Source organism: Paraburkholderia sp. C35 (assembly GCF_003121405.1).
GTDB lineage: Bacteria > Pseudomonadota > Gammaproteobacteria > Burkholderiales > Burkholderiaceae > Paraburkholderia.
The window spans coordinates 19175-40367 of record NZ_QBUY01000082.1 but is presented as its reverse complement, the minus strand read 5'-3'; the positions used below and the strand labels follow the sequence as shown (position 1 = coordinate 40367).

Here is a 21193-nt window from a genome sequence, read left to right as displayed (position 1 = left end):
GCAAAGAAAGTAAGCAAAGAAAGCGGGCTAACACCGCAAATGCTTGTTATTGCCTGCGGGCCCCCAACCGGTCCTATGCTTCAAGCGGCAACACGCTAATCCATACTTGTTGCCAACGCTCCGAATAGATGCATCACCCGCTTCATTCATCCGTAGCGACGCAAGCGGCAGCGAATCGTCAATGCAGCCCAGGTGGCAAACGGTGTGTAGGTCGTAGTCCTTCCCGCGCGAGCGATCCTACGAGACACACCGCCTTTGCTTTTCAGTCCGGAGTGAAGCGTGTAAGGCGCGACGGCCAACACACCGTTTGCCACCTGGGCGGCCTGGACCAAACTGGTAAGGCTCGCTGAGACGCGGGAGTGTGAAGCGGGTGAGGCGCGCTTAACGAGCGCTGGCAGCGGGCATCAAGAGAATCGATGCCGTGTGAAGGATAGGACCGGCTGGGGGCCCGCAGGCAATAACCGCGGTGTGTGGTGTTAGCGGCTTTCTTTTGCCTACTTTTCTTTGCCGCTGCAAAGAAAAGTAGGTGCCGCCCCGCACAGGGGCAACCCAGGCAGACCACTAACAAAAAGCGGATGCCCCCTCAACAAACACAACACACACACCAATCAAAATCCAATGAAAAAACGCTTCTCAATGATCCGCGAGTTCCACCTCGCCGACTGGTTCACGCTAGGCAACGCCATCTGCGGCACAGGCGCGCTATTTTCGATGATGACCTACATCGGCAGCGAAAACCCGATGCACGTCTACTTTGCGAGCGCACTGGTATTCGCAGCGTTGATCTTCGACATACTGGACGGCCGGATCGCACGCTGGCGCCAGAAAGCCTCACTGCTGGGAAAAGAATTAGACTCGCTCGCCGACGTGATCTCATTCGGCGTAGCACCCGCCATCATCGGATATGGCTGCGGCATGCGCGGCCTCTACGACCGCGTGCTATTGGCATACTTCGTTGCGTGTGGCGTGTCGCGGCTCGCGCGCTACAACGTCACGACTGAAACGATGTCGGCAGGCACAGGTAAAGTGACCCACTTCGAGGGCACACCCATACCGACATCGTTCGCAATCGTCCTGCTGCTCGCCACCGCCGCATGGCAAGGGGCTCTCGGTCCGCAGTTATGGTTCGGCGAATGGCGAATCGCAGGGCATGTGCTGCATCCGTTGACACTGGTCTATGGCATCTCAGGTTCGCTGATGATCAGCCGTATCCGCATACCCAAGCCATGACCGCTACGCACGCAACAGGCAATCAGTTGCCCTTGTACACCGTGTCGTCGAGGGTTTTCATCTGCCCGTCACGTTCGGACTGAAGCAGTTGCTGACGCACGTCCTGGCGCGACTCACGGACGCCTTGCGCCCCACTGCCCCAAGTGACGCCGCCCTGGCCCGTATCCGTCGACGCATTGGCCGCTTGCGCCTGGGTCTGATCCATCGGTTGATCTGTCGGCATTTGCTGCGCATACGCGCTCGACATGGCTGCTACGCCCGCCGCCGTTACCACGAGACTCAGAAGAAGTTGCTTCATGTCCAGGCTCCTTGATCGCGAGAGAGTGTGCAGCGAAAACTGTCGTTGCATGCGGCTCGCAGCGCCTGCAACACGGTTTTAACTCTACGCTTCAAAGGTGGCCAAACGCTGGCATAAGTATGACGAAGCTGCCATGTTCGCGATGGCTTGAGCGATGGCGCTAAGCCCGGCCTTCAAACCCCAGCAGCACATTGACGGCATTCACGCCGATCTCGTCCACCATATAGCCGCCTTCCATCACGAATAGTGTCGGCAGATTCAGTCGGGCCAGCATCTCGCCCACGTGCAGATAGTCCGGCGTGCGCAGACGGAAATGGCTAATGGGATCGCCTTCGAATGTATCGACACCGAGCGAAACGATCAGTGCGTCTGGTGCATGACGTGCAATGACGGCGCTCGCGTGCTGCAGCGCTGGTTCGTATTCCGCGAGCGTGGTGCCCTTGGGCAAGGGCAGATTGAGATTGAAGCCCTTGCCTGCGCCAATGCCTCGTTCATCGGCAAAGCCCGCGAAGTAGGGAAACGACACGCCGGGATCGCCGTGGATCGAGACGAACAGCACGTCGTTGCGGTCATAAAAGATATCTTGCGTGCCGTTGCCGTGATGGAAATCGATATCGAGCACGGCTACGCGCTGCGCACCCTGCATGATGCAGCGTTGCGCGGCAATGGCGGCATTGTTCAGATAGCAATAGCCGCCCATGTACTCACGCCCCGCGTGATGCCCAGGCGGACGACACAATGCAAACGCAGCCTTGTCGCCGCTCGCAAGCAGGTCGATGCCCGTCAGCGCCGAGTTCGCACTCGACGACGCCGCGCGCCATGTGCCTGCGTTGATGGGCGAACCGGCATCCATCGAAAAGAAGCCGAGCTTGCCGTCGATGAATTGCGGCATCGCCGTGGACGGCATGCCACGCACGGGCCACACCAGCGGCAGCGCCTGACAGGTGCGGCCCGTTGCGGCCCACTCGTCCCATGCGGAAGCGAGAAACTCGACGTAGCGCCCGCTGTGCGCACCGATATAGCTGGCGCGCTCGTACTCGTTCGGCGTGACAACTTCACCCAGTCCCGCCGCCTTGACCTGCTTCAACACGATCTCGGCGCGAATGGGCTTTTCGAATGAATCGGAAACGGCGCCGTCCTTGAGTTCGACGCCTTGATGCAAGCGGTGGTCGCTACTGTAGATGGTCTGCATGATCCTGTACGCGGCGGGAAGGAACGCACAGTCTACCGTCGCGACACCGCCCTGCGAACCACGTCAGAAAAGGTACAGCCCCGCGACGAAGATCAGCCCCGAGAACAGCAGCGCGGTCACGCAATAGCCCATGATGTCGCGCACACCGAGACCTGCAATAGCGAGTGCAGGTAGCGCCCAGAACGGCTGCGCCATGTTGGTCCATGCCTCGCCATAGGCGATGGCCATCGCGGACTTGCCGAGGTCCGCGCCGATCGCCTTTGCAGCCGGCATCACGAACGGCCCCTGCACGACCCAGTGGCCGCCGCCGCTCGGCACCGCGAAGTTGATCACGGCCGAGCTCAGGAAGGTCAGCAGCGGGAAGGTATGCACGTTGGCGATTTCGATGAACCAGTTCGTGATCACGCCCGCGAGGCCCGAATGGTCCATCGTGGCCTGAATGCCCGCGTAAAACGGAAACTGGATCATGATCCCCGCCGTGCCGCGCGCCGCATTGCCGATGGCACGCGCATACGCCATCGGCGTCTTGTGCAGCAGAATGCCCGCCGCGAGGAACACGATGTTGACGGTATCGATGTCGAGGCTGAAGCCCTTCTTCATGAAGCGGATCACCAGATAGGCGGCAATCAGCAGCGCGACGAGGATCGACAGAATGCGGCTTTCCTCGATACGTTCGGCAGGCGTCGAGTCCTTCGTGATCTTGCGCTCCATCACGGGTTCGTCGACGAGCAGCGCGGGATCGACGGAAACGACTTCGTCGGCGCGCGGCATCATCGCGCGAACCAGCAGCGGCAACGCAACGATCAGTGCCACCGTGATGAAGAGGTTGTAGCCCGTGAAGAGCGTCTGCGACACCGGGATCAGGCCGATCACCTTCTCCATCGGATTGCCCTTGGTGGCCGCGACCAGCGGCACCGAGCCGGACAGGCCGCCGTGCCACGTCAGGAAGCCCATATAGGCAGCGGCAACCAGCAGACGGTAATCGACGCCGCGCACGCGCCGCGCCACTTCACGCGCGAACATCGCGCCGAGCACGAGGCCGAAGCCCCAGTTGATCGCACAGGCCACGCCGCTCACGAATGCGACCAGCATCGTGCCCTGCGCGGGCGTCTTCGCCATGCCGCCAAGCGCGGACAGCACGCTCTTCACCGGCCCCGACGTTGCGAGCGCATGCCCGGTCACGAGAATCATCGCCATCTGCATGGTGAAGGCGAGCAGATTCCAGAAACCGCTACCCCACATGAAGACGAGTTCACTGGGCGTCTGCGGCGTCAGGCCGAGTGCCAGCGCAAAAGTGATCGCTGTCAGCAGCAGCGCGAAGATGAGAGGATCAGGCAGAAAGCGATCAACCACCTGCGTAAAGAAGCGTGCAATACCTTGTATCACGAGGTCTCCGACAATTATTCATTAGATGCGCGCGAGATTCTGCCACAGGTATGCATGATGGGTCGGCGAACTGCACAGGCGTCCGCAGGGCGTGGGATGCGAGGGAATGGATGTCGAGGCGTCGCCGTGCAAAAGCTTTCAGCGAGCTTAAAGAAATGCACGAGACGCGCCGCTGTGAACGGCGCATCAATGGTTCAATGGCCTAGATAAGCAGCCTTCACCATCGGATCGTTACGCAGTTGCGCAGCCGCTCCATGGGTCGCGATGCGGCCGTTTTCCAGCACGTAGCCATAGTCGGCCACGTTCAGCGCGGCAGCGGCGAACTGTTCGACCAGCAGCATCGTCACGCCTTGCTCCTTCAGCCGACCGATGATCCGAAACACTTCATCGACGAGAATCGGCGCGAGTCCCATCGACGGTTCGTCGAGCAGCACGAGATCCGGGTTCAGCATGATCGCGCGCGCCATCGCCAGCATCTGCTGTTCGCCGCCCGACAGCGTGCCTGCCAGCTGATTGCGGCGCTCCTTGAGACGCGGAAACAGATCGATCGCGCGTTCGAGATCCGCGCTGACATCGCCGCGCGGACGCGCCCACGTGAGGCGCGGAAAAGCGCCAAGCAGCAGATTGTCGGTGACGGTCATGGTCGAGAACACGCGCCGCCCTTCCGGCGAATGCGCAAGACCGAGCCGCGCGATTCGGTGCGAATCGAGGGCGTCGATACGCTTCGCCGACGCGCCCTCGCCCATCGTGATCTCGCCTTCGCTCGCGCGGATCATGCCGGAAATCGCACGCATGGTCGTGGTCTTGCCCGCGCCATTCGAGCCGATCAGCGTGACGACGGACGCCTTCGGCACGTCCATCGAAATGCCGTGGAGCACCTGAACCTTGCCATAGCCCGCATGCAGATTGCGGATCGATAACATCGCGTTCCCCATGGTTGGCGTTGTCACTGCCGTTGTCGTTGTCGTGCGATCGGAACGCGCGCTCATGCGGCAACGCCGCCGAGATACGCTTCGATGACTTTTTCGTTTTCCTGGATTTCCGACGGCTTGCCTTCGGCGATCTTCTGCCCGAAATCGAGCACCGACACCGTGTCGCACACCGACATCACCACGTCCATATGATGCTCGATCAGCACCACCGTGATGCCGTGATCGCGCACCTTACGAATGATGCGCACCAGATCCTTGATGTCGGGCGCCGGGAGTCCTGCTGCCGGTTCGTCGAGCAACAGCCCTTGCGGATCGAGCGCGCGTGCGCGGGCGATTTCGAGCAGACGCTGCTTGCCATACGGCAGATTGCGCGCTTCTTCGGCCGCGACATTCTCCAGACCGACAAAGCGCAGCATGCCGAACGCGCGCTCGCGTGCCGCACGTTCTTCCTGCCGGTAACGCGACGTCATCAGGCCGATATCGGCGAAGTTCGAACGGAACGTATGATGCAGACCGACCAGCACGTTTTCGAGCGCCGTCATTTCGCCGAACAGTTGCACGTTCTGGAACGTGCGCGCAATGCCCGACAACGCGATCGACGATGACGTGCGCCCCGCAATCGACTCACCGCGATATTCGATCGCGCCTGCAGTCGGCACATAGATGCCCGTCAGCACGTTCATCATCGTGCTCTTGCCCGAGCCGTTCGGGCCGATCAGGCCGTGGATCGTGCCGCGCCGCACGTGCAGATTCACGTTATTGAGCGCCTTGAGGCCGCTGAATTGCATCAGTACGCCGCGCACGTCGAGAATCGTTTCGTCGTCTTTGACATGCACTTCGAGCACGGCGTCGGTGGTGATGTCGGCGGGCTTTTCCGTATCGACGGTCACGGTGCGTACGCGCCCATGCGTGAAGAACTTGCGCACGAAGCCGACCACGCCGTCTTGCAGGTAATAGACCACCAGCAGAATCATCAGGCCGAAGATCGTCAGGCGCCAGTCGGTCAACGCGTCGATCCAGTAAGAGAACACGGCCAGACCGACCGTGCCCGCAATCGGAATCGCGACCTTGCGCGGTGCCACCGTCTTGCGCGCGATCGAAAAGAGCGCGCCCGCTACGACGATCACGGCAAGTGTCGTCGCGACCATGCGAAACATCGAAATATCGTCGAGCAGTTTGGGCAGCAGCACGATGATGGTCGAACCGATCAGTGCGCCCGTGCGCGTCTTGCGTCCGCCCATGATGATGGCGAGCAGGAAAAGAATGGTCAGTTCGAAGTTATACGTGTTCGGCGAAATGTACTGCTCGGAGTACGAGTACAAACAGCCCGCCAGCCCTGCAAAACCCGCGCTGATCACGAACGCATACACCTTGTGCCGATACACCGATACGCCCATGCAATCGGACGCGATGGGACTATCGCGCAGCGCCTCGAAAGCGCGGCCGAGGTGTGACTTCAACACGCGATGCACGACCACCAGCGACACCACCAGCAACGCCGCCACGACCCAGTAGTATTGCGTTTCATCGCGCGTATGGCCCGCGATCACGGGCTTCGTGATCTTGATGCCCATCGGCCCGCTGGTGAGAAAATCCATTTCGTTGATCAGGATCTGGATGATCGTGCCGAACGCGAGCGTCACCATCGCCAGATACGGACCGGATACGCGCAGCGCCGGCAACGCGAGAATCGCGCCGAACGCCGCCGTCACGATGATCGCCATCGGCACTGTCACGTAGAACGGCATGCCGAGCTTGATGAACAGCACGCCTGCCGTGTACGCGCCCACGCCGAACAGGCCGGCATGTCCGAGCGACACCTGCCCCGTATAACCCACCACGATGTCGAGACCGAACAGCAGGATCGCGTAGATCATGATGGTTTCGACGAGGTGGATGTAATACGGATTGCCCGACAGCACCGGGAACACCGCAAGCGCGACCAGTCCGAGTAGCGCACCGATGAGGTTTTTCTTTTTCACGGCGACCTCAGACTTTCTTGATGGCGGTTTTGCCGAACAGTCCGGCGGGACGCAGCGCGAGCACGATCAGCAGCAGCACGAGGCCCGGCACGTCCTTGTAGCCTGTCGAGATATAGAAGCCCGTCGTGGTCTCGGCAATGCCGAGTATCACGCCGCCGCCCACGATACCCAGCCCGCACGACAATCCGCCGATGATCGCCACCGCGAACGCCTTGAGTCCAAGCACGGCGCCCATCGTCGCACCCGTCAGCGTGAGCGGCGCGATCAGCACGCCTGCAAACGCCGCCGTCAGCGACGATAGCGCATACGAGAACGTGATGACGAGCCCCGTATTGATGCCCATCAGCGCGGCCGCATCGCGATCGTTCGAAGTGGCCACGACCGCCTTGCCGAAAATGCTGCGCCGGTTGAAGAACTCGACGGCCAGCATCAGTAGCAACGCGCCGCCTACCACGAGCAGTTCCATCGGCACTACGTTGGCGCCGAAGACCTTGATGGGTGCTTCGGGCAGCGGCGATGGAAAGCGCAGATCGTCGCGGCCCCACCCGTTTTCCGCGACGTTCTTGAAGATGATGCCGAGCGCGATGGTCGACATGATCCAGCCGAATTCGGATTTGATCCTGATGGCAGGCCGCACGCCGATGCGCTCGACAAACGCGCCTTGCAACAGGCCGAACACGCACACGATGGGAATCATCAGCCAGTAGTTGACGCCCAGCGTGACCAGCGTGAGGCCGACCAGCGCGCCGAGCATCAGCGCGTCGCCCTGACCGAAATTCAGCGTGCCGGATGTCGCGAACGTGAGTTGATAGCCGAACGCGATCACGGCGTAGATCATGCCGAGCGCGATGCCGCTATAGATCAGCTGAAGAAGAATGGCCATATTCGAGTGCCTCGAAACGCAACGCCCCGGATGTGATGCTGTGCTGCATGTAGCACAAAGCCGCACCCGCCGGTTGGGCGGTTGCGGCTTTGCGGTTCATGCGGTGCTCAGTTTGCGGATGCCTGCTTGCTGCGCAGCTGGCCGCCGCCTTTCTTGTCGTTGTCGTAGGCGTAGGCGTAGACGACGCGGCCACCCTTCACTTCGCCGACCACCGGCACGTTCGGGCTGATCGCCTCATGGTCGTCGTGCGAGAACGGCTTGTCGTAGACCATCACGACGCCTTCCACTTTCGTGTTGAGGTTCTCGAGCGCGGCACGCACCTTCGGGCCATCCGTCGAGCCTGCCTGCGTGATCGCGGCAGCCAGCAGATAAACCGAGTCATAACCTTGCGCCGCCGAAACAGGCGAATCGATGCGGTTGTTCTTCGGCTTGAATTCCTTCAGATAAGCATCGATAAACGCCTTGCGCTTCGCCGTATTCGGCTCCTGAATGAAGGTTTGCGGCATGCGCGCGCCTTCGCCGTTCGGACCGGCGTTGTCGATATAGTTCGCCATCGACAGCGTCCAGCTGCCGATCAGCGGCACTTTCCAGCCGAGCTTGGCCATGCCGTTGGCGATCTGCGCGAGTTCGGGTCCGATGCCGTAAGTCAGCACGGCTTCTGCGCCCGCGTCTTTGGCCTTCAGCAACTGGGCCGTCATGTCGACGTCCTTGATGTTGAACTTCTCGACGGCGACCGGCTTGACGCCTTTGGCGGCGAGTGCCTTTTCCAGATCTTCGCGGCCGAGTTGTCCGTAATTGGTCGAGTCGGCGAGAATCGCGACCTTCTTGAAGCCGCGTTTCGTAACGGCTTCTTCGACGATCATCGGTGCCTGAATGCGGTCGGCAGCGGCATTGCGGAACACATAGTTATCCGGCTGATCCGCAAACTGTTTTGTGACGATACTGCCCGTCGCGACGTTATTGCAAACAGGGATCTTAGCTTCCTGGAAGAAGCGTTGCGACGCCAGCGCGACACCCGTGTTGATGTAGCCCACCACCGCGACGACGTTTTCCTTGTTGATGAGTTCTTGCGCGATCTGCACGCCGCGTTCGTTCTTCGCTTCGTCGTCGCGTTCGACCAGTTCGATCGGCCGACCGAGCACGCCGCCTGCCTTGTTGATCTCCGCCGTCGCGAGCCGCACGCCGTCGCGCATGCTGACGCCCATCGACGATGACCCGCCTGTGAAAGGACCATCCACGCCGATCTTGATAGGATCGGCTGCATAGGCACCCGTTGCGACCACACACAATGCGAGCGCAGCAACAACGCTCTTCAGGCGAAGTACCATGTTCGTCTCCGTAGCATGTCTTTTATATTCGACGGGCGCGGGTTGTCTCCCGACGCCGCCTTTCGCGTGAATGGCGTGGTTTCAAATCACCTTCAGATCGCCTTCAATCGATCGGCAACCTAGTATAGAAATCGTAAGCTTTTTGCCACCATGCGGAGTTACCCGTAAGGGACGCAGTAAGGGACAGCACGCTCAGTGCGCTTGCGCACGAACGCACTGTAACGGTGCAATTACAACGACCGAAGGTTGCACGCGCAACGTGAAAGGCAAGCGCGTTTAGCCGACCTTGTTCAGTCGGCTAACGCGTGATGAGGCATGGATAACGGGTCGGAGTGAATTAGAGTCCGAGATCGCTGAGTCCAGGATGATCGTCGGGACGACGGCCCAGCGGCCAATGGAACTTGCGCTCGCTTTCCTTGATCGGCAAATCGTTGAGGCTGGCATGACGATGATGCATCAGGCCATCGGGACCGAATTCCCAGTTCTCGTTACCATACGATCGGAACCAGTTGCCGGCATCGTCGCGCCAGTCATCGGCGAAGCGCACCGCAATGCGGTTATCGGTAAAAGCCCACAGTTCCTTGATCAGGCGGTACTCGAATTCCTTGCTCCATTTGCGTTCGAGAAATGCGCGCGCGGCTTCGCGGCCTTGCACGAATTCGGCACGGTTACGCCACCAGGTATCGGTGGAATACACCAACGCGACTTTGGATGCATCGCGCGAATTCCAGCCATCTTCGGCTTGGCGGATCTTCTGGATTGCGGTCTCGCGCGTGAACGGCGGCAGCGGCGGACGAACTTCGGTAGTGCTCGACATCGACTTCTCTCTCTGAACAGTGACGGTGTGAGTCATTATTCGCAAAGTCGGCTTGAGCGCTTTGTCCGGAGTCGCGCGAGATTGAGGATTTGCACGGGCGCCGCTCTTGGCGCGCCGTCCTTTTAACGCGCCATCTTTGTGACGCATGCAAACGGCTACAACAGAATGACCTGATCGCTTAGCCGCACGCAATTGCGGCCACCCCGTTTAGCGTCATAGAGCGCTTCGTCGGCGTCTCTCGCGAGTTGCTCGATGGTCGCTTCGCTCGCGGCCATGCACGACACGCCGATGCTGCACGTATAGGCGGGCAGCGTCGCATCGTCGCGCTGTGCGATGCGCTCGCGGATACGCTCGGCATGGGCGCGCGCTTCGTCGGGATCCACACGCGGCAACAGCACCGCGAACTCTTCGCCGCCCCAGCGGGCGACATGCCCCGGCACCGGCAATATCGCGGCGACACGCTTGCCGAAGTCGACCAGAATGCGGTCGCCCATTGCGTGCCCATAGGTATCGTTGACCTGCTTGAAGTGATCGAGGTCGATCAGCAGCAGCGACAGCGGGCCACCGGTGCGCATGGTCCTGTCGCGTTCCTGCTGGTGTGCGCCGAGAAAGGCGCGGCGGTTGAGCAACCCGGTCAGCGGGTCCATGAACGATTGCTGCTCGAGTTCATGACGCAACCGCTCCATGGCGACGAGCAAAATGCCGACCGTCATGGTCAGCGACATCAGCGAACTGGTGATGAGATAGATCTGCTGCATGGGATCGGGCCCGAGCAGTCCCTCGCCTGCCCATCCCGGCACCAGCATCGAGGCGCCGCGTACGGCCGTCACGGCCGTCTGCACCAGTTGCATCGAGCCGACGAAGATCGCCGCGCCACTGCCCTTGCCGAAGCGCAGCATCGTCAGGCTGTTCAGCCCGAAGGTCACCGTCAGCAGGATCGACATGTAAAGCGTGCGCGCGGGCGCGGACGGATGCACCCAGGTCGTCCAGCACATGGCGACAACGGCGATGACCAGTAGCAGTGCGACGAGGCGCCGCGAAGCACGCACGCCGAAGAACAGCTGACTGCCGATCAGCCACAAACCCGTGCCGAAGATCAGGCCAACGTTACCGGCGACCATTGACAGCCAGTCGGCAATGCCGCCGCGCAGCGCCAGCAGCACCGCCGACAAGGAGATGATCAGCGCGCCCCAGGCCCAATGCCCGACACCGCGGATATTGGCGGGAAAGCCACGCCCGAGCGAAAACATCACAAGCGCCATCAGCCCGGGCATGACTGACGACATCAGAATGACGGTGCGAAGATCGAAGGCTGGCATACGGCTCCGGGAGGCGGGCTCGCGGCATAAAACACGTACGTTTCATGCCTGCTTGCTAGACAACCCCGCAATATACCTCACCGCGGGCAGCGCACGCGTCGCGCGACGCAAGAAACGTGTGCGCCGCCATCGACCTTGTCCGTGGCTTTTATTCGAGCAGCTTCAGAACCTGCTGCGGCATCGAGTTCGCCTGCGCCAGAACCGAGATACCCGCCTGTTGCAGCACCTGAGCCTTCGACAGGTTCGCCGTTTCCGTCGCGAAGTCGGCGTCGGTGATCTGCGAACGCGCGGAGCTCATATTGGTGGCCTGCGTGTTCGTCGTCGAGATAGCCGCCTGGAAGGTGTTCTGCGTCGCGCCCAGCGTGGACTGGAAGGTGTTGACGCTGGTCAGGACCGTGTCGATCGTGCTCATGGCCGCCTGCGCGCTCGACGCCGACGAAACCGACAGGCCGCTCACGCCGAGACTGCTCGCATCCCATTTCTGCGAACCGAAGTTAGCCGTGATCTGCTGGTTGTCGAACGCGCCAATCTGAAAGTTGACCGAGCCGATGCCATTCAGCACCGCCTGGCCGTTGAAGGTGGTTTGCTGCGCAACGCGGGTGATTTCCGTCAGACGCGTCGACACTTCCGATTGCAGGTTCGCAAGCGCATCGGAATCGAGCGAGCCGTCACCGGCTTCCACCGCCAGCTGACGGATACGCTGCAGGTTGTCGACGATCGATTGCAGCGCGCCGTTGGTGGTCTGCACCATCGAAATGCCGTTGTTCGCGTTCGCCGCGCCTTGCGTCAGCGCGTTGATCGACGACGTTTGCGTGGTCGAAATAGCGAGACCTGCCGCGTCGTCGGCCGCGGAGTTGACCCGCTTACCCGACGACAGACGGCTGATTGCCTGCGAGAGCGCGTTCTGCGATCCCGACAGGTTGTTCTTCGCCGTCAGCGACATGATGTTGGTGTTGATATTCAGCATTCGCTTCCTCGTTCTTCAATATCTGCCAATAGGGACTATTTGCATCGCCGCCGCATAAGAGCGTTCATTCGCGACGCCGCCTCTTTTCTAACGGTCCAATACGGGCAAAATTAAGAGTGCAAATCCTTTCATATCTGCCATTTACGCTTACCTGAACTTTCTTACCAGATATTTTTAAAACTTAATAAAAAACCCGCATGTGCGAATTGCACATGCGGGCTTTTATATCAGAGGCGATAAATCAGAACTTGTGGCGAATACCGACGATCGCGATCTCCTGCGAGCTCGTGCCGTTGTAGCCATACGAACCAATCGATGCCTGCGCCGCCTGCGTCGTGCCATCCGACAAACGCTGCGTGCCCGCTGCATGCTGATATGCGGCCACGGCATAAAGGTCCGTGCGCTTGGACAGGTTGTAGTCCGCGCCCAGGCTGACCTGATGGTAATGCGCCGACGTATCGCCCGATGCCGCCGTGTACGCGTAGCCGATGCCCGCGATCAGGGCAGGCGTTGCCTGATAGGCGACGAATGCCTTGCCGCTGTTGTACTTCTCGGTCGACGAGAAGCTCGAGCTCGCGTCTGCCTTCAGTTGCGTGTTGCTGTACGACGCGCCCATCGTCACCGAGCCGAGCACGTACTGGCCGCCCACCTGCGCAATGCTGACCGACTTCGCGCTCACGTAACCGTCGTTGATATGGCTGTCGAAGATCGAATCCGTGGTGCTCGTCCAGCTCGTGCGTGTGCCCGTTGCCGAGTCGTTGGTGGCGCGCAGGTAGCCCGCCGCCAGCGACAGGTTGCCGACCGAATACGTTGCTGCGCCGCTATACGTATAGCCCTGGCCCGTCTGGCCGGCGACGCCGCTGAATGCGTACAGGCCTTCGAACTGGAAGCCCGCGTAGTTCGGCGACACATACTTGACGGCGTTCGACACGCGCGCGCTGTTGTCGTTGTTATCGACGTCGCCCGGCGTTGCGAACGTGGAGCCGAAGTAGTTATCGGCCGTGACGCCCTGAACGGTATCCGTGATCGGATCGTACTGGCGGCCCAATGTGACGGTGCCCCACTTGTCGCCCTGGAAGCCCACGTAAGCCTGGCGGCCGAACATGCGCGAACCCTGGCCCAGCTTGCCCGTGCCGACGTCGAAGCCGCTTTCCAGCGCGAAGATCGCCTTCAGGCCGCCGCCAAGATCTTCGCTGCCCTTCAGGCCCCAGCGGTCGCCGCTGAGATTGCCGTTGATCATGCCCGTGAGATTCTTGTTCGAGTCGGCGTTGTGCACGTAGCCGACGCCTGCATCGATAAGCCCGTAGAGCGTGACACTGTTTTGCGCGTGGGCCGCAACCGTCATCGTGCCCAGTGTCAATGCAACCGCTGCAATTGCCGTTCTTTTCATCTGTTCCTCTATCACTCGTTTAAAAATGTATTGCGACCGCGAGAATACAAGTGCTGAAAAATAGATAAATTACTTGTTGGTTATATGCAACTTGTTAGCGATCCTACTTTTATAAAAAGAAAAAAGGCTATGTGAAATCACATAGCCAAAGTCCGAAATCAGCATTCATCTGCGTGGAAAGCGAGAATATGAGGCGATTGCCGGACAGGCGCAAATCTAGGTGATGGCTTTTTTGACGTCAACGCATAACGCCCAATTGAGCGTTTCGCAATCTTTCTATCTTGCTGCACATAACCAGTTCGATACCGGTCATTCCGATCACTGTTTCGGCGCGCGATGAGATGTCCGACAAGCAGGATGGAACACGCTTGCTGGTTGCCCTCAGCGCCTGACCACACACGCCTCGAAGGGCCATTTGATTCTGAGACGCAGCTCGGCCTTTCGTTGTAGGACAACGTATAATGGAGATAAATCTCGAAAATCCCCAGGAGCGTTATATGGCCGCGTCTGCAGCACCAGGTTCGACCCCAAGGCGGGTACGCGGAAGCCTTGCGGATCAGGTCGTCGCTTTCGTCAACGAGCAGATTGCTTCGCACGCGCTCAAGCCCGGCGATCAATTGCCGACGGAAACCACGTTGATGTCATTGCTCGGCGTCAGCCGGACGGTGGTGCGTGAAGCCATTTCACGCATGCAGGCCAATAACGTCATCGAAACGCGCCATGGTATTGGCAGCTTCGTTCTGGAACCGCGCCGCGAGCCGCTCGGTCTCGACATGGTGCCGGCTACCACGTTGAACGATGTGCTCTCGGTGCTCGAACTGCGTATCAGCCTCGAAACGGAATGCGCCGGCCTCGCGGCGCAACGTGCGAGCGAACGCGATATCGAGAAGATCCGCACCGCGCTCGACGCGATCGAACAAACGAGCCGCGCAGGCGGCGACAGCACGGCCGCCGATCTGCGCTTTCATATCTCGATTGCGAATGCGACGGGCAACCGCTATTTCGTCGACATTCTCACGCAACTCGGCACTGCGCTGATTCCACGGCATCGCGTCGATTCACCGAGCCTCGCGCAAAGCGATCTCAATGCCTATATGACGCGCGTGAATCTCGAGCATGAAAATATTCTCGATGCGATTGCGCGTAAAGATCCGGACGGCGCGCGCGCCGCGATGCGCATGCATCTGTCGAGCAGCCGCGAAAGGCTGCGCCGCGCGAGCGCTCAGGCAGACGAAGCAGCGTCAACACGCGCGCATTGAAACAGTAGGACGCTGAAGCTAAAGCGGCCATGCATATGCATGGCCGCTTTTTTATTGCAGTGACGATTGCCGCCACTTCATTGCCGCGAACACGGCAGTGAAGCGCCCGTCAGATGCTCACGCGTTGACGATCTGTCCATCGCGGCGGCGCCACAGTCCAAGCGGATTAGCATCTGCCAGCGCCTCCGGCAATAGTTCGGCCGGGAAATCCTGATAGCACACCGGGCGCAGGAAACGATCGATCGAAGTCGAGCCAACCGATGTCACGCGGCTATCCGCTGTTGCCGGAAACGGCCCGCCATGCACCATCGCGTGACACACTTCGACGCCAGTCGGAAATCCGTTGACCAGCAGGCGTCCCGCCTTGCGCTCCAGAATCGGCACCAGTTTCTTCGCCAGTGGCACGTCGTCGCGATCCATTGCGATGGTAGCCGTCAACTGTCCGGCGAAATGTTCGGCGACGGCGAGCAGCGTCTGTTCGTCCTTGCATCGCACGATGGTCGATGCCGGTCCGAATACTTCGTCTTCCAGTTCGTGCCGGTTCAGGAACACCTCGGCATCGGTGACGAATAGCGCCGCGCATGCCTGCGTCGGACCCGTCGCTGCGAGGCCATGCGCGATGGCTTCGACACCTTCGATTGCCGCGAGCCTTGCCTCACCTTCCTGATACGCACCATGGATGCCTGACGTAAGCATGGTCTGCGCGGGCTTCTGATTGAGCGCCTGCGCGGCCGCTTGCGTGAACGCCTGCAGTTCGGGACCATCGATACCGATCACCAACCCCGGATTCGTGCAGAACTGCCCGGCCCCCAACGCGAGCGAATCGACGAAACCACGCGCGACGGCTTCACCACGCGCTGCAAGCGCAACCGGCAACACAAACACCGGGTTGATGCTGCTCATTTCCGCGTAGACGGGAATCGGCTCCGGGCGATTCGCGGCGACCTTCATCAGCGACGTGCCACCCGCGCGCGCCCCCGTGAAGCCGACCGCCTGGATGGCAGGATGTGCAACCAGCGCCTCGCCGACGGTGGCGCCCGCCCCGACGATCATCGAGAACACGCCTTCGGGCAGGTTCATCTTAGTTGCCACGCGCTGAATGACACGCCCAACCATTTCCGACGTGCCGAGGTGCGCGCGATGCGCCTTGACGACGACCGGGCATCCCGCCGCCAGCGCCGCCGCCGTGTCGCCACCCGCTACTGAAAACGCGAGCGGAAAGTTGCTCGCGCCAAACACGGCCACTGGCCCGACGGGAATCTTCTGCATGCGCAGGTCGGAGCGCGGCAGCGGCTTGCGCTCAGGCAGCGGTGAATCGAGCGTGGCAGCCAGCCATTGGCCCGCGCGCACTTCATTGGCGAACAGCTTCAACTGGCCCGCCGTGCGGGCGCGCTCGCCTTCCAGACGCGCCTTCGGCAAGCCCGACTCAGCGTGCGCGCGTTCGATCAGCGCGTCGCCGAGCGCAACGATGCCATCTGCAATGCGCTCGAGAAACTCGGCGCGCAACGCGAGCGGCAGATGCCGATACGCGTCGAACGCTTGCGCGGCCAGTGCGCAGGCCCGCGCGACGTCGTCAACCGTCCCGCTGCCGAACACGGGCGCCGCAATCTCCTCGCCCGTGGATGGATTCAATGCGCGCAGTGCCCTGTCCGTCCCGCGAACGGCTTGCCGCCCGATCAGCATGTCACCCGTCAATTGCACGATGTCTTCTCTCCATGTGTTTGATCAACATCGGTCATCGTACAACACGGCGCACCCAAAATGCAACGCGATTCCCCTCCCGCGCGGCCTATGCCGCATAGGATAGGGGTTTACCAGTCTTTCTCACAGTCAACTGACGACTTATCTTGTCTTCAGACGTCCTATGACATACCATGTTTCACACGACGCACGCTGCGGGCAAACATCGCCTGCCTCAGGAGATAGAGATGGCATTGTCGTCACCGTATCAACCGCTGCCGAACAGCTTTCGCACCGCCGTCAGAAACGGAGAGCGCCTGATTGGCTGCTGGGCATCGCTCGCCAGCCCCATCACCACGGACCTGCTCGGCACCGTGGGCTTCGACTGGATCCTGCTCGACGCCGAGCACGCGCCCAACGACGAACTCACGCTGATACCGCAGCTGATGGCGCTCAAAGACAGCCGCTCCGCGCCCATCGTGCGCCCGCCGTCCAACGACAACGTCATCATCAAGCGCATGCTCGACGCGGGCTTCTTCAATTTCCTGATTCCTTTCGTCGACAGCGTCGACGACGCCCGCCGCGCAGTGGCCGCCACCCGCTACCCGCCGCACGGCATCCGTGGCGTCTCGGTCGGTCAACGCGGCAATCGCTATGGATCGGTGACCGACTATCTGCAGGTGGTCAACGACAACATCTGCGTCATCGTGCAGATCGAAAGCCGCGCAGCCGTCGCGGCGATCGACCAGATTCTCGCAGTCGACGGCGTGGACGGCGTGTTCATCGGGCCGTCGGATCTCGCCGCCGCGCACGGCCATCTGGGCAACGCCGGTCACGCCGATGTCCAGCAGGCCATCACGCATGTGTTCGAACGCGCGAAAGCGGCGGGCAAACCGTCCGGCATCCTCGCGCACGTGCAGCAGGATGCCGAGCGCTATCTCGGCATGGGCAGCACGATCGTTTCCGTTTGTGCCGACATGGGCTTGCTGCGCAGCGGCGCGCTGAACGTTCGCCAGCACTTCATGCCAGCCTGATTCCGACGAGCGGCATCTCACAACACACACTCTGGAGTAGCGAATGCAAACAGCAGGCTTCATCGGACTCGGCATCATGGGCAAGCCCATGGCAGCCAATCTTCGCAAGAACGGCGTCGAACTCGCGGCCTTCACGCGCAGTGGCGTGCCCGACGAACTGACGCAGGCAGGCGTGACCGCTTGCGCGAGTCCCGCCGATGTCGCGGCCAAAGCCGACGTGATCTTCATCATGGTGCCCGACACGCCCGACGTCGAACGCGTGCTGTTCGGCGAGAACGGCGTGGCGAGCACACTGCGCGCAGGACAGATCGTGGTCGACATGAGCTCGATCTCCCCTATCGCCACCCGCGAGTTCGCAGCGCGCGTGCGTGAGAAAGGCGCCGACTATCTCGACGCGCCGGTATCGGGCGGCGAAGTCGGCGCGAAAGCGGCCTCGCTGACCATCATGGTCGGCGGCGCACAAGCCACGTTCGACACGGTCAAGCCGATGTTCGACATGATGGGCAAGAACGTCTCGCTGATCGGCGAAGTCGGGGCCGGCCAGATCTGCAAGGTCGCGAATCAGGTGATCGTCGCCGCGACCATCGAGGCCGTGGGCGAAGCGCTGCTGCTGGCATCGAAAGCGGGCGTGGATGCAGAAAAGGTCCGCACGGCACTGATGGGCGGCTTCGCGGCGTCGCGCATTCTCGAAGTGCACGGCGAGCGCATGACCAAGCGCACCTTCAATCCGGGCTTCCGTATCGAACTGCATCAGAAGGACCTGAATCTGTCGCTGGCCACGGCGCAATCGCTGGGTGTTTCGCTGCCCAACACGGCCACCTGCCAGGCGCTGTTCAACGCATGCGCGGCGCACGGCGGCAAGGCATGGGATCACTCGGGCATGGTTCGCGCGCTCGAATACCTCGCCGATCACGAAATCGGGCAGCAGCAGAAATGACGTTATTCGCCATCGTTTCGAACGCGGAAGACGGCGATCTCGCTGTCTTCCGCATCGACGGCTCGACAGGCGCGATCGAACGCATCGCGCGTCATCCCGCGGGCGATACCGTCATGCCGCTCGCGCTATCCAGCGACAGCCGCGTGTTGCACGCGGCCACGCGCGGCGCGCAGCGAAGCATCGTCACGTATTCGTTCGATTCGAACACGGGCCGCCTCGCGCAGCTTCATCATGCATCGATTGAATCGAGCCTCGCGTATGTGTCGCTGACACCGTCCGACGACTGGCTGCTCGGCGCATCGTATGGCGACTCTTCCGTGAGCCTGTATCGCGCGAACGCACTGAAGCAGGGCGAACTCGCGCCGCGCCAGGTGGTGGACGGCATCCAGCACGCGCACTCCGTGATTGCTTCGGCAGACGGACGCTTTGCGTACGCGGCATCGCTCGGCGCCGACACGGTGTTCTGCTTCGCCATCGTGCGTAACGCTGACGACATGTCGCTCGAACTCGTGCAGAAAGTGCCGGTGGAAGCGGGCTTCGGCGCGCGTCATCTGCGCTTCTCGCCCGATGGAAAAACGCTGTACGTATCGAGCGAATTTCGCGCGACCGTCGCCGTGTTCGCGCGCGATAGCGAAACAGGCAAGCTGTCGGCGCGCAGCATTGCGCCGCGTGCGCCGGCACTTGCGCATCTGAACGACGGCTACCCGCGCACCGCGCAAGTCGATGCAGCAACGGCGGCCACGCTGGTGTGGGCTGCCGACCTTCAGGTAACGCCCGATGGCCGCTTCATCTACGTCGCAGAGCGCACGTCGAGCCGCCTGATCGCGTATCGCGTGAACGGTGATGGCTCGCTCGACTACGCAGGCTTCACCGATACCGAAGCGCAGCCGCGCGGCTTCAGGATCGACCCGTCTGGCCGCTACCTGGTCGCGTGCGGTGAACGGTCCACACAGGTCGTCGTGTATGCCATCGATGCCGGTTCCGGCGCCCTTTCCGCCTTGTCGCGCTGCGAAGGCGGACGCGGCGCGAACTGGGTCGAAATCGTCGCGCAAACCTGAGCGCTCGCATCACTCCGCTTTCACTGAATTTCACTGGCTCTCAACGGCCACTTTTCGGAACCGAACCCAGGACCGACTCTCATGTCTACGATTGCATCCCAGGCCCAAGGCGCTCCCACCGTCACTGAATTGCGCGTGATTCCTGTTGCTGGCCGCGACAGCATGCTGATGAACCTGAGCGGCGCACATGGCCCGTTCTTCACACGCAATATCGTGATTCTGCGCGACAGCGCAGGCAACAGCGGCGTCGGCGAAGTGCCGGGCGGCGAGAATATCCGCAAGACCATCGACGACGCGCGTCCGCTCGTGGTCGGCCAGTCGATCGGTAATCTGCAGGCCGTGCTCAACAAGGTGCGCAAGCAGTTCGCAGACCGCGACGCAGGCGGTCGCGGCCTGCAGACCTTCGATCTGCGCACCACGATCCACGCCGTCACCGCGCTCGAAGCCGCGTTCCTGGACCTGCTCGGCCAGCATCTGAACGTGCCCGTCGCCGCGCTGCTCGGCGAAGGCCAGCAACGCGACGAAGTCGAAATGCTCGGCTATCTGTTCTACATCGGCGACCGCAACAAGACGGACCTGCCCTACGCGAGCGGCGCAGAAGGGCGCGACGCGTGGGAGCGTCTGCGCACGGAAGAAGCCATGACGCCCGAAACCGTCGTGCGTCTGGCCGAGGCAGCACAAGCGCGCTATGGCTTCAACGACTTCAAGCTGAAAGGCGGCGTGCTCGCGGGCGACGCTGAAATCGAAGCGGTCACGGCCCTCGCCGAGCGCTTCCCCGAAGCACGCGTGACGCTCGATCCGAACGGTGCCTGGTCGCTGGCCGAAGCGATCCGGCTGTGCCGCGACCAGCACGACGTGCTGGCGTACGCAGAAGATCCGTGCGGCGCGGAGAACGGCTATTCGGGCCGCGAAGTGATGGCTGAGTTCCGCCGCGCCACGGGCCTGCCCACGGCAACCAACATGATCGCCACCGACTGGCGTCAGATGGGCCACGCGATCCAGCTGCAATCAGTCGATATTCCTCTGGCCGATCCGCACTTCTGGACCATGCAAGGCTCGGTGCGCGTCGCGCAGATGTGCAACGACTGGGGCCTCACATGGGGCTCGCATTCGAACAATCACTTCGACGTATCGCTGGCCATGTTCACGCATGTCGCGGCAGCCGCGCCGGGCAAGATCACCGCCATCGACACGCACTGGATCTGGCAGGACGGCCAGTATCTGACGCGCGATCCGCTGCAGATCGTCGGCGGCAAGGTAAAGGTGCCGGCCAGATCCGGCCTCGGCATCGAACTCGACATGGATGCAGTCGAGAAAGCGCACGCGCTGTATCAGCAACATGGCCTTGGCGCGCGCGACGACGGTGTCGCGATGCAGTACCTGATCCCCAACTGGAAGTTCGACAACAAGCGCCCTTGCCTCGTGCGCTAAACCAGCGAAGCTTCGCTCCACTCGTGAACAATGCGGCCCGCGTGGCCGCCAACCCTGACTGACATTTCAA

At 61.4% G+C, this 21193-nt stretch carries 18 protein-coding genes; 6 read left to right on the top strand and 12 right to left on the bottom strand.

The window, feature by feature from the left end:
- The first annotated feature begins 636 nt into the window (after nucleotides 1-636).
- The gene (pssA, locus tag DK391_RS32570; protein WP_204117485.1) at nucleotides 637-1230 is read left to right on the top strand and encodes a CDP-diacylglycerol--serine O-phosphatidyltransferase; all 594 of its coding nucleotides are present in this window, start codon (nucleotides 637-639) and stop codon (nucleotides 1228-1230) included.
- Between the two features lie 22 nt (nucleotides 1231-1252).
- Here the strand turns inward: pssA and DK391_RS32565 are convergent, their stop codons facing one another.
- The 11 genes from DK391_RS32565 to DK391_RS32515 all read right to left on the bottom strand — a co-directional run bounded on the left by DK391_RS32565 (nucleotide 1253) and on the right by DK391_RS32515 (nucleotide 13724).
- Nucleotides 1253-1528 (bottom strand): hypothetical protein, encoded by a 276-nt coding sequence (locus DK391_RS32565; RefSeq protein ID WP_109482118.1) that lies wholly within the window; start codon nucleotides 1526-1528, stop codon nucleotides 1253-1255.
- A gap of 160 nt (nucleotides 1529-1688) precedes the next feature.
- The gene (locus DK391_RS32560) at nucleotides 1689-2720 is read right to left on the bottom strand and encodes a histone deacetylase family protein (RefSeq protein WP_109482117.1); all 1032 of its coding nucleotides are present in this window, start codon (nucleotides 2718-2720) and stop codon (nucleotides 1689-1691) included.
- Nucleotides 2721-2783: 63 nt separating this feature from the next.
- Nucleotides 2784-4106 (bottom strand): TIGR00366 family protein, encoded by a 1323-nt coding sequence (locus DK391_RS32555; protein ID WP_109482116.1) that lies wholly within the window; start codon nucleotides 4104-4106, stop codon nucleotides 2784-2786.
- 194 nt (nucleotides 4107-4300) lie between these two features.
- The gene (locus DK391_RS32550) at nucleotides 4301-5029 is read right to left on the bottom strand and encodes an ABC transporter ATP-binding protein (protein WP_109482123.1); all 729 of its coding nucleotides are present in this window, start codon (nucleotides 5027-5029) and stop codon (nucleotides 4301-4303) included.
- A gap of 62 nt (nucleotides 5030-5091) precedes the next feature.
- The gene (locus DK391_RS32545; protein ID WP_109482115.1) at nucleotides 5092-7020 is read right to left on the bottom strand and encodes a branched-chain amino acid ABC transporter ATP-binding protein/permease; all 1929 of its coding nucleotides are present in this window, start codon (nucleotides 7018-7020) and stop codon (nucleotides 5092-5094) included.
- Nucleotides 7021-7027: 7 nt separating this feature from the next.
- A complete protein-coding gene (locus DK391_RS32540; protein ID WP_109482114.1) occupies nucleotides 7028-7903 on the bottom strand; it encodes a branched-chain amino acid ABC transporter permease in 876 nt (291 codons plus the stop codon).
- A 107-nt stretch (nucleotides 7904-8010) separates the two neighbouring features.
- Nucleotides 8011-9231, bottom strand: coding sequence for an ABC transporter substrate-binding protein (locus DK391_RS32535; protein WP_109482113.1), 1221 nt, complete (start codon nucleotides 9229-9231; stop codon nucleotides 8011-8013).
- Nucleotides 9232-9568: 337 nt separating this feature from the next.
- Complete coding sequence (locus DK391_RS32530; RefSeq protein ID WP_109482112.1) at nucleotides 9569-10048, bottom strand: DUF1348 family protein; 480 nt, start codon at nucleotides 10046-10048, stop codon at nucleotides 9569-9571.
- 155 nt (nucleotides 10049-10203) lie between these two features.
- Nucleotides 10204-11367, bottom strand: a complete 1164-nt coding sequence (locus DK391_RS32525; RefSeq protein WP_109482111.1) for a GGDEF domain-containing protein — start codon at nucleotides 11365-11367, stop codon at nucleotides 10204-10206.
- A gap of 148 nt (nucleotides 11368-11515) precedes the next feature.
- Nucleotides 11516-12334 carry a flagellin domain-containing protein gene (locus tag DK391_RS32520; RefSeq protein WP_109482110.1) on the bottom strand — a complete coding sequence of 273 codons (819 nt, stop codon included), beginning with the start codon at nucleotides 12332-12334 and terminating at the stop codon, nucleotides 11516-11518.
- 241 nt (nucleotides 12335-12575) lie between these two features.
- Nucleotides 12576-13724, bottom strand: coding sequence for a porin (locus DK391_RS32515; protein WP_109482109.1), 1149 nt, complete (start codon nucleotides 13722-13724; stop codon nucleotides 12576-12578).
- A 497-nt stretch (nucleotides 13725-14221) separates the two neighbouring features.
- Here DK391_RS32515 and DK391_RS32510 point away from each other — a divergent pair, with 497 nt between their 5' ends.
- On the top strand, nucleotides 14222-14983 hold the full coding sequence (locus DK391_RS32510; RefSeq protein WP_109482108.1) for a FadR/GntR family transcriptional regulator: 762 nt from the start codon (nucleotides 14222-14224) through the stop codon (nucleotides 14981-14983).
- A 117-nt stretch (nucleotides 14984-15100) separates the two neighbouring features.
- Here DK391_RS32510 and DK391_RS32505 read toward each other — a convergent pair whose 3' ends face one another.
- Nucleotides 15101-16684: an aldehyde dehydrogenase (NADP(+)) gene (locus tag DK391_RS32505; protein ID WP_109482107.1), complete on the bottom strand. Its 1584-nt coding sequence runs from the start codon at nucleotides 16682-16684 to the stop codon at nucleotides 15101-15103.
- 227 nt (nucleotides 16685-16911) lie between these two features.
- Between DK391_RS32505 and garL the strand changes: the two genes are divergently transcribed.
- The 4 genes from garL to gudD all read left to right on the top strand — a co-directional run bounded on the left by garL (nucleotide 16912) and on the right by gudD (nucleotide 21123).
- Nucleotides 16912-17697, top strand: coding sequence for a 2-dehydro-3-deoxyglucarate aldolase (gene garL / locus DK391_RS32500; RefSeq protein ID WP_109482106.1), 786 nt, complete (start codon nucleotides 16912-16914; stop codon nucleotides 17695-17697).
- Nucleotides 17698-17740: 43 nt separating this feature from the next.
- Nucleotides 17741-18634, top strand: a complete 894-nt coding sequence (locus DK391_RS32495) for a 2-hydroxy-3-oxopropionate reductase (RefSeq protein ID WP_109482105.1) — start codon at nucleotides 17741-17743, stop codon at nucleotides 18632-18634.
- The gene (locus tag DK391_RS32490; protein WP_109482104.1) at nucleotides 18631-19692 is read left to right on the top strand and encodes a beta-propeller fold lactonase family protein; all 1062 of its coding nucleotides are present in this window, start codon (nucleotides 18631-18633) and stop codon (nucleotides 19690-19692) included. The genes DK391_RS32495 and DK391_RS32490 overlap by 4 nt, the downstream gene beginning before the upstream one ends.
- Nucleotides 19693-19773: 81 nt before the next feature.
- Nucleotides 19774-21123: a glucarate dehydratase gene (gene gudD, locus DK391_RS32485; protein ID WP_109482103.1), complete on the top strand. Its 1350-nt coding sequence runs from the start codon at nucleotides 19774-19776 to the stop codon at nucleotides 21121-21123.
- Nucleotides 21124-21193 lie beyond the last annotated feature (70 nt).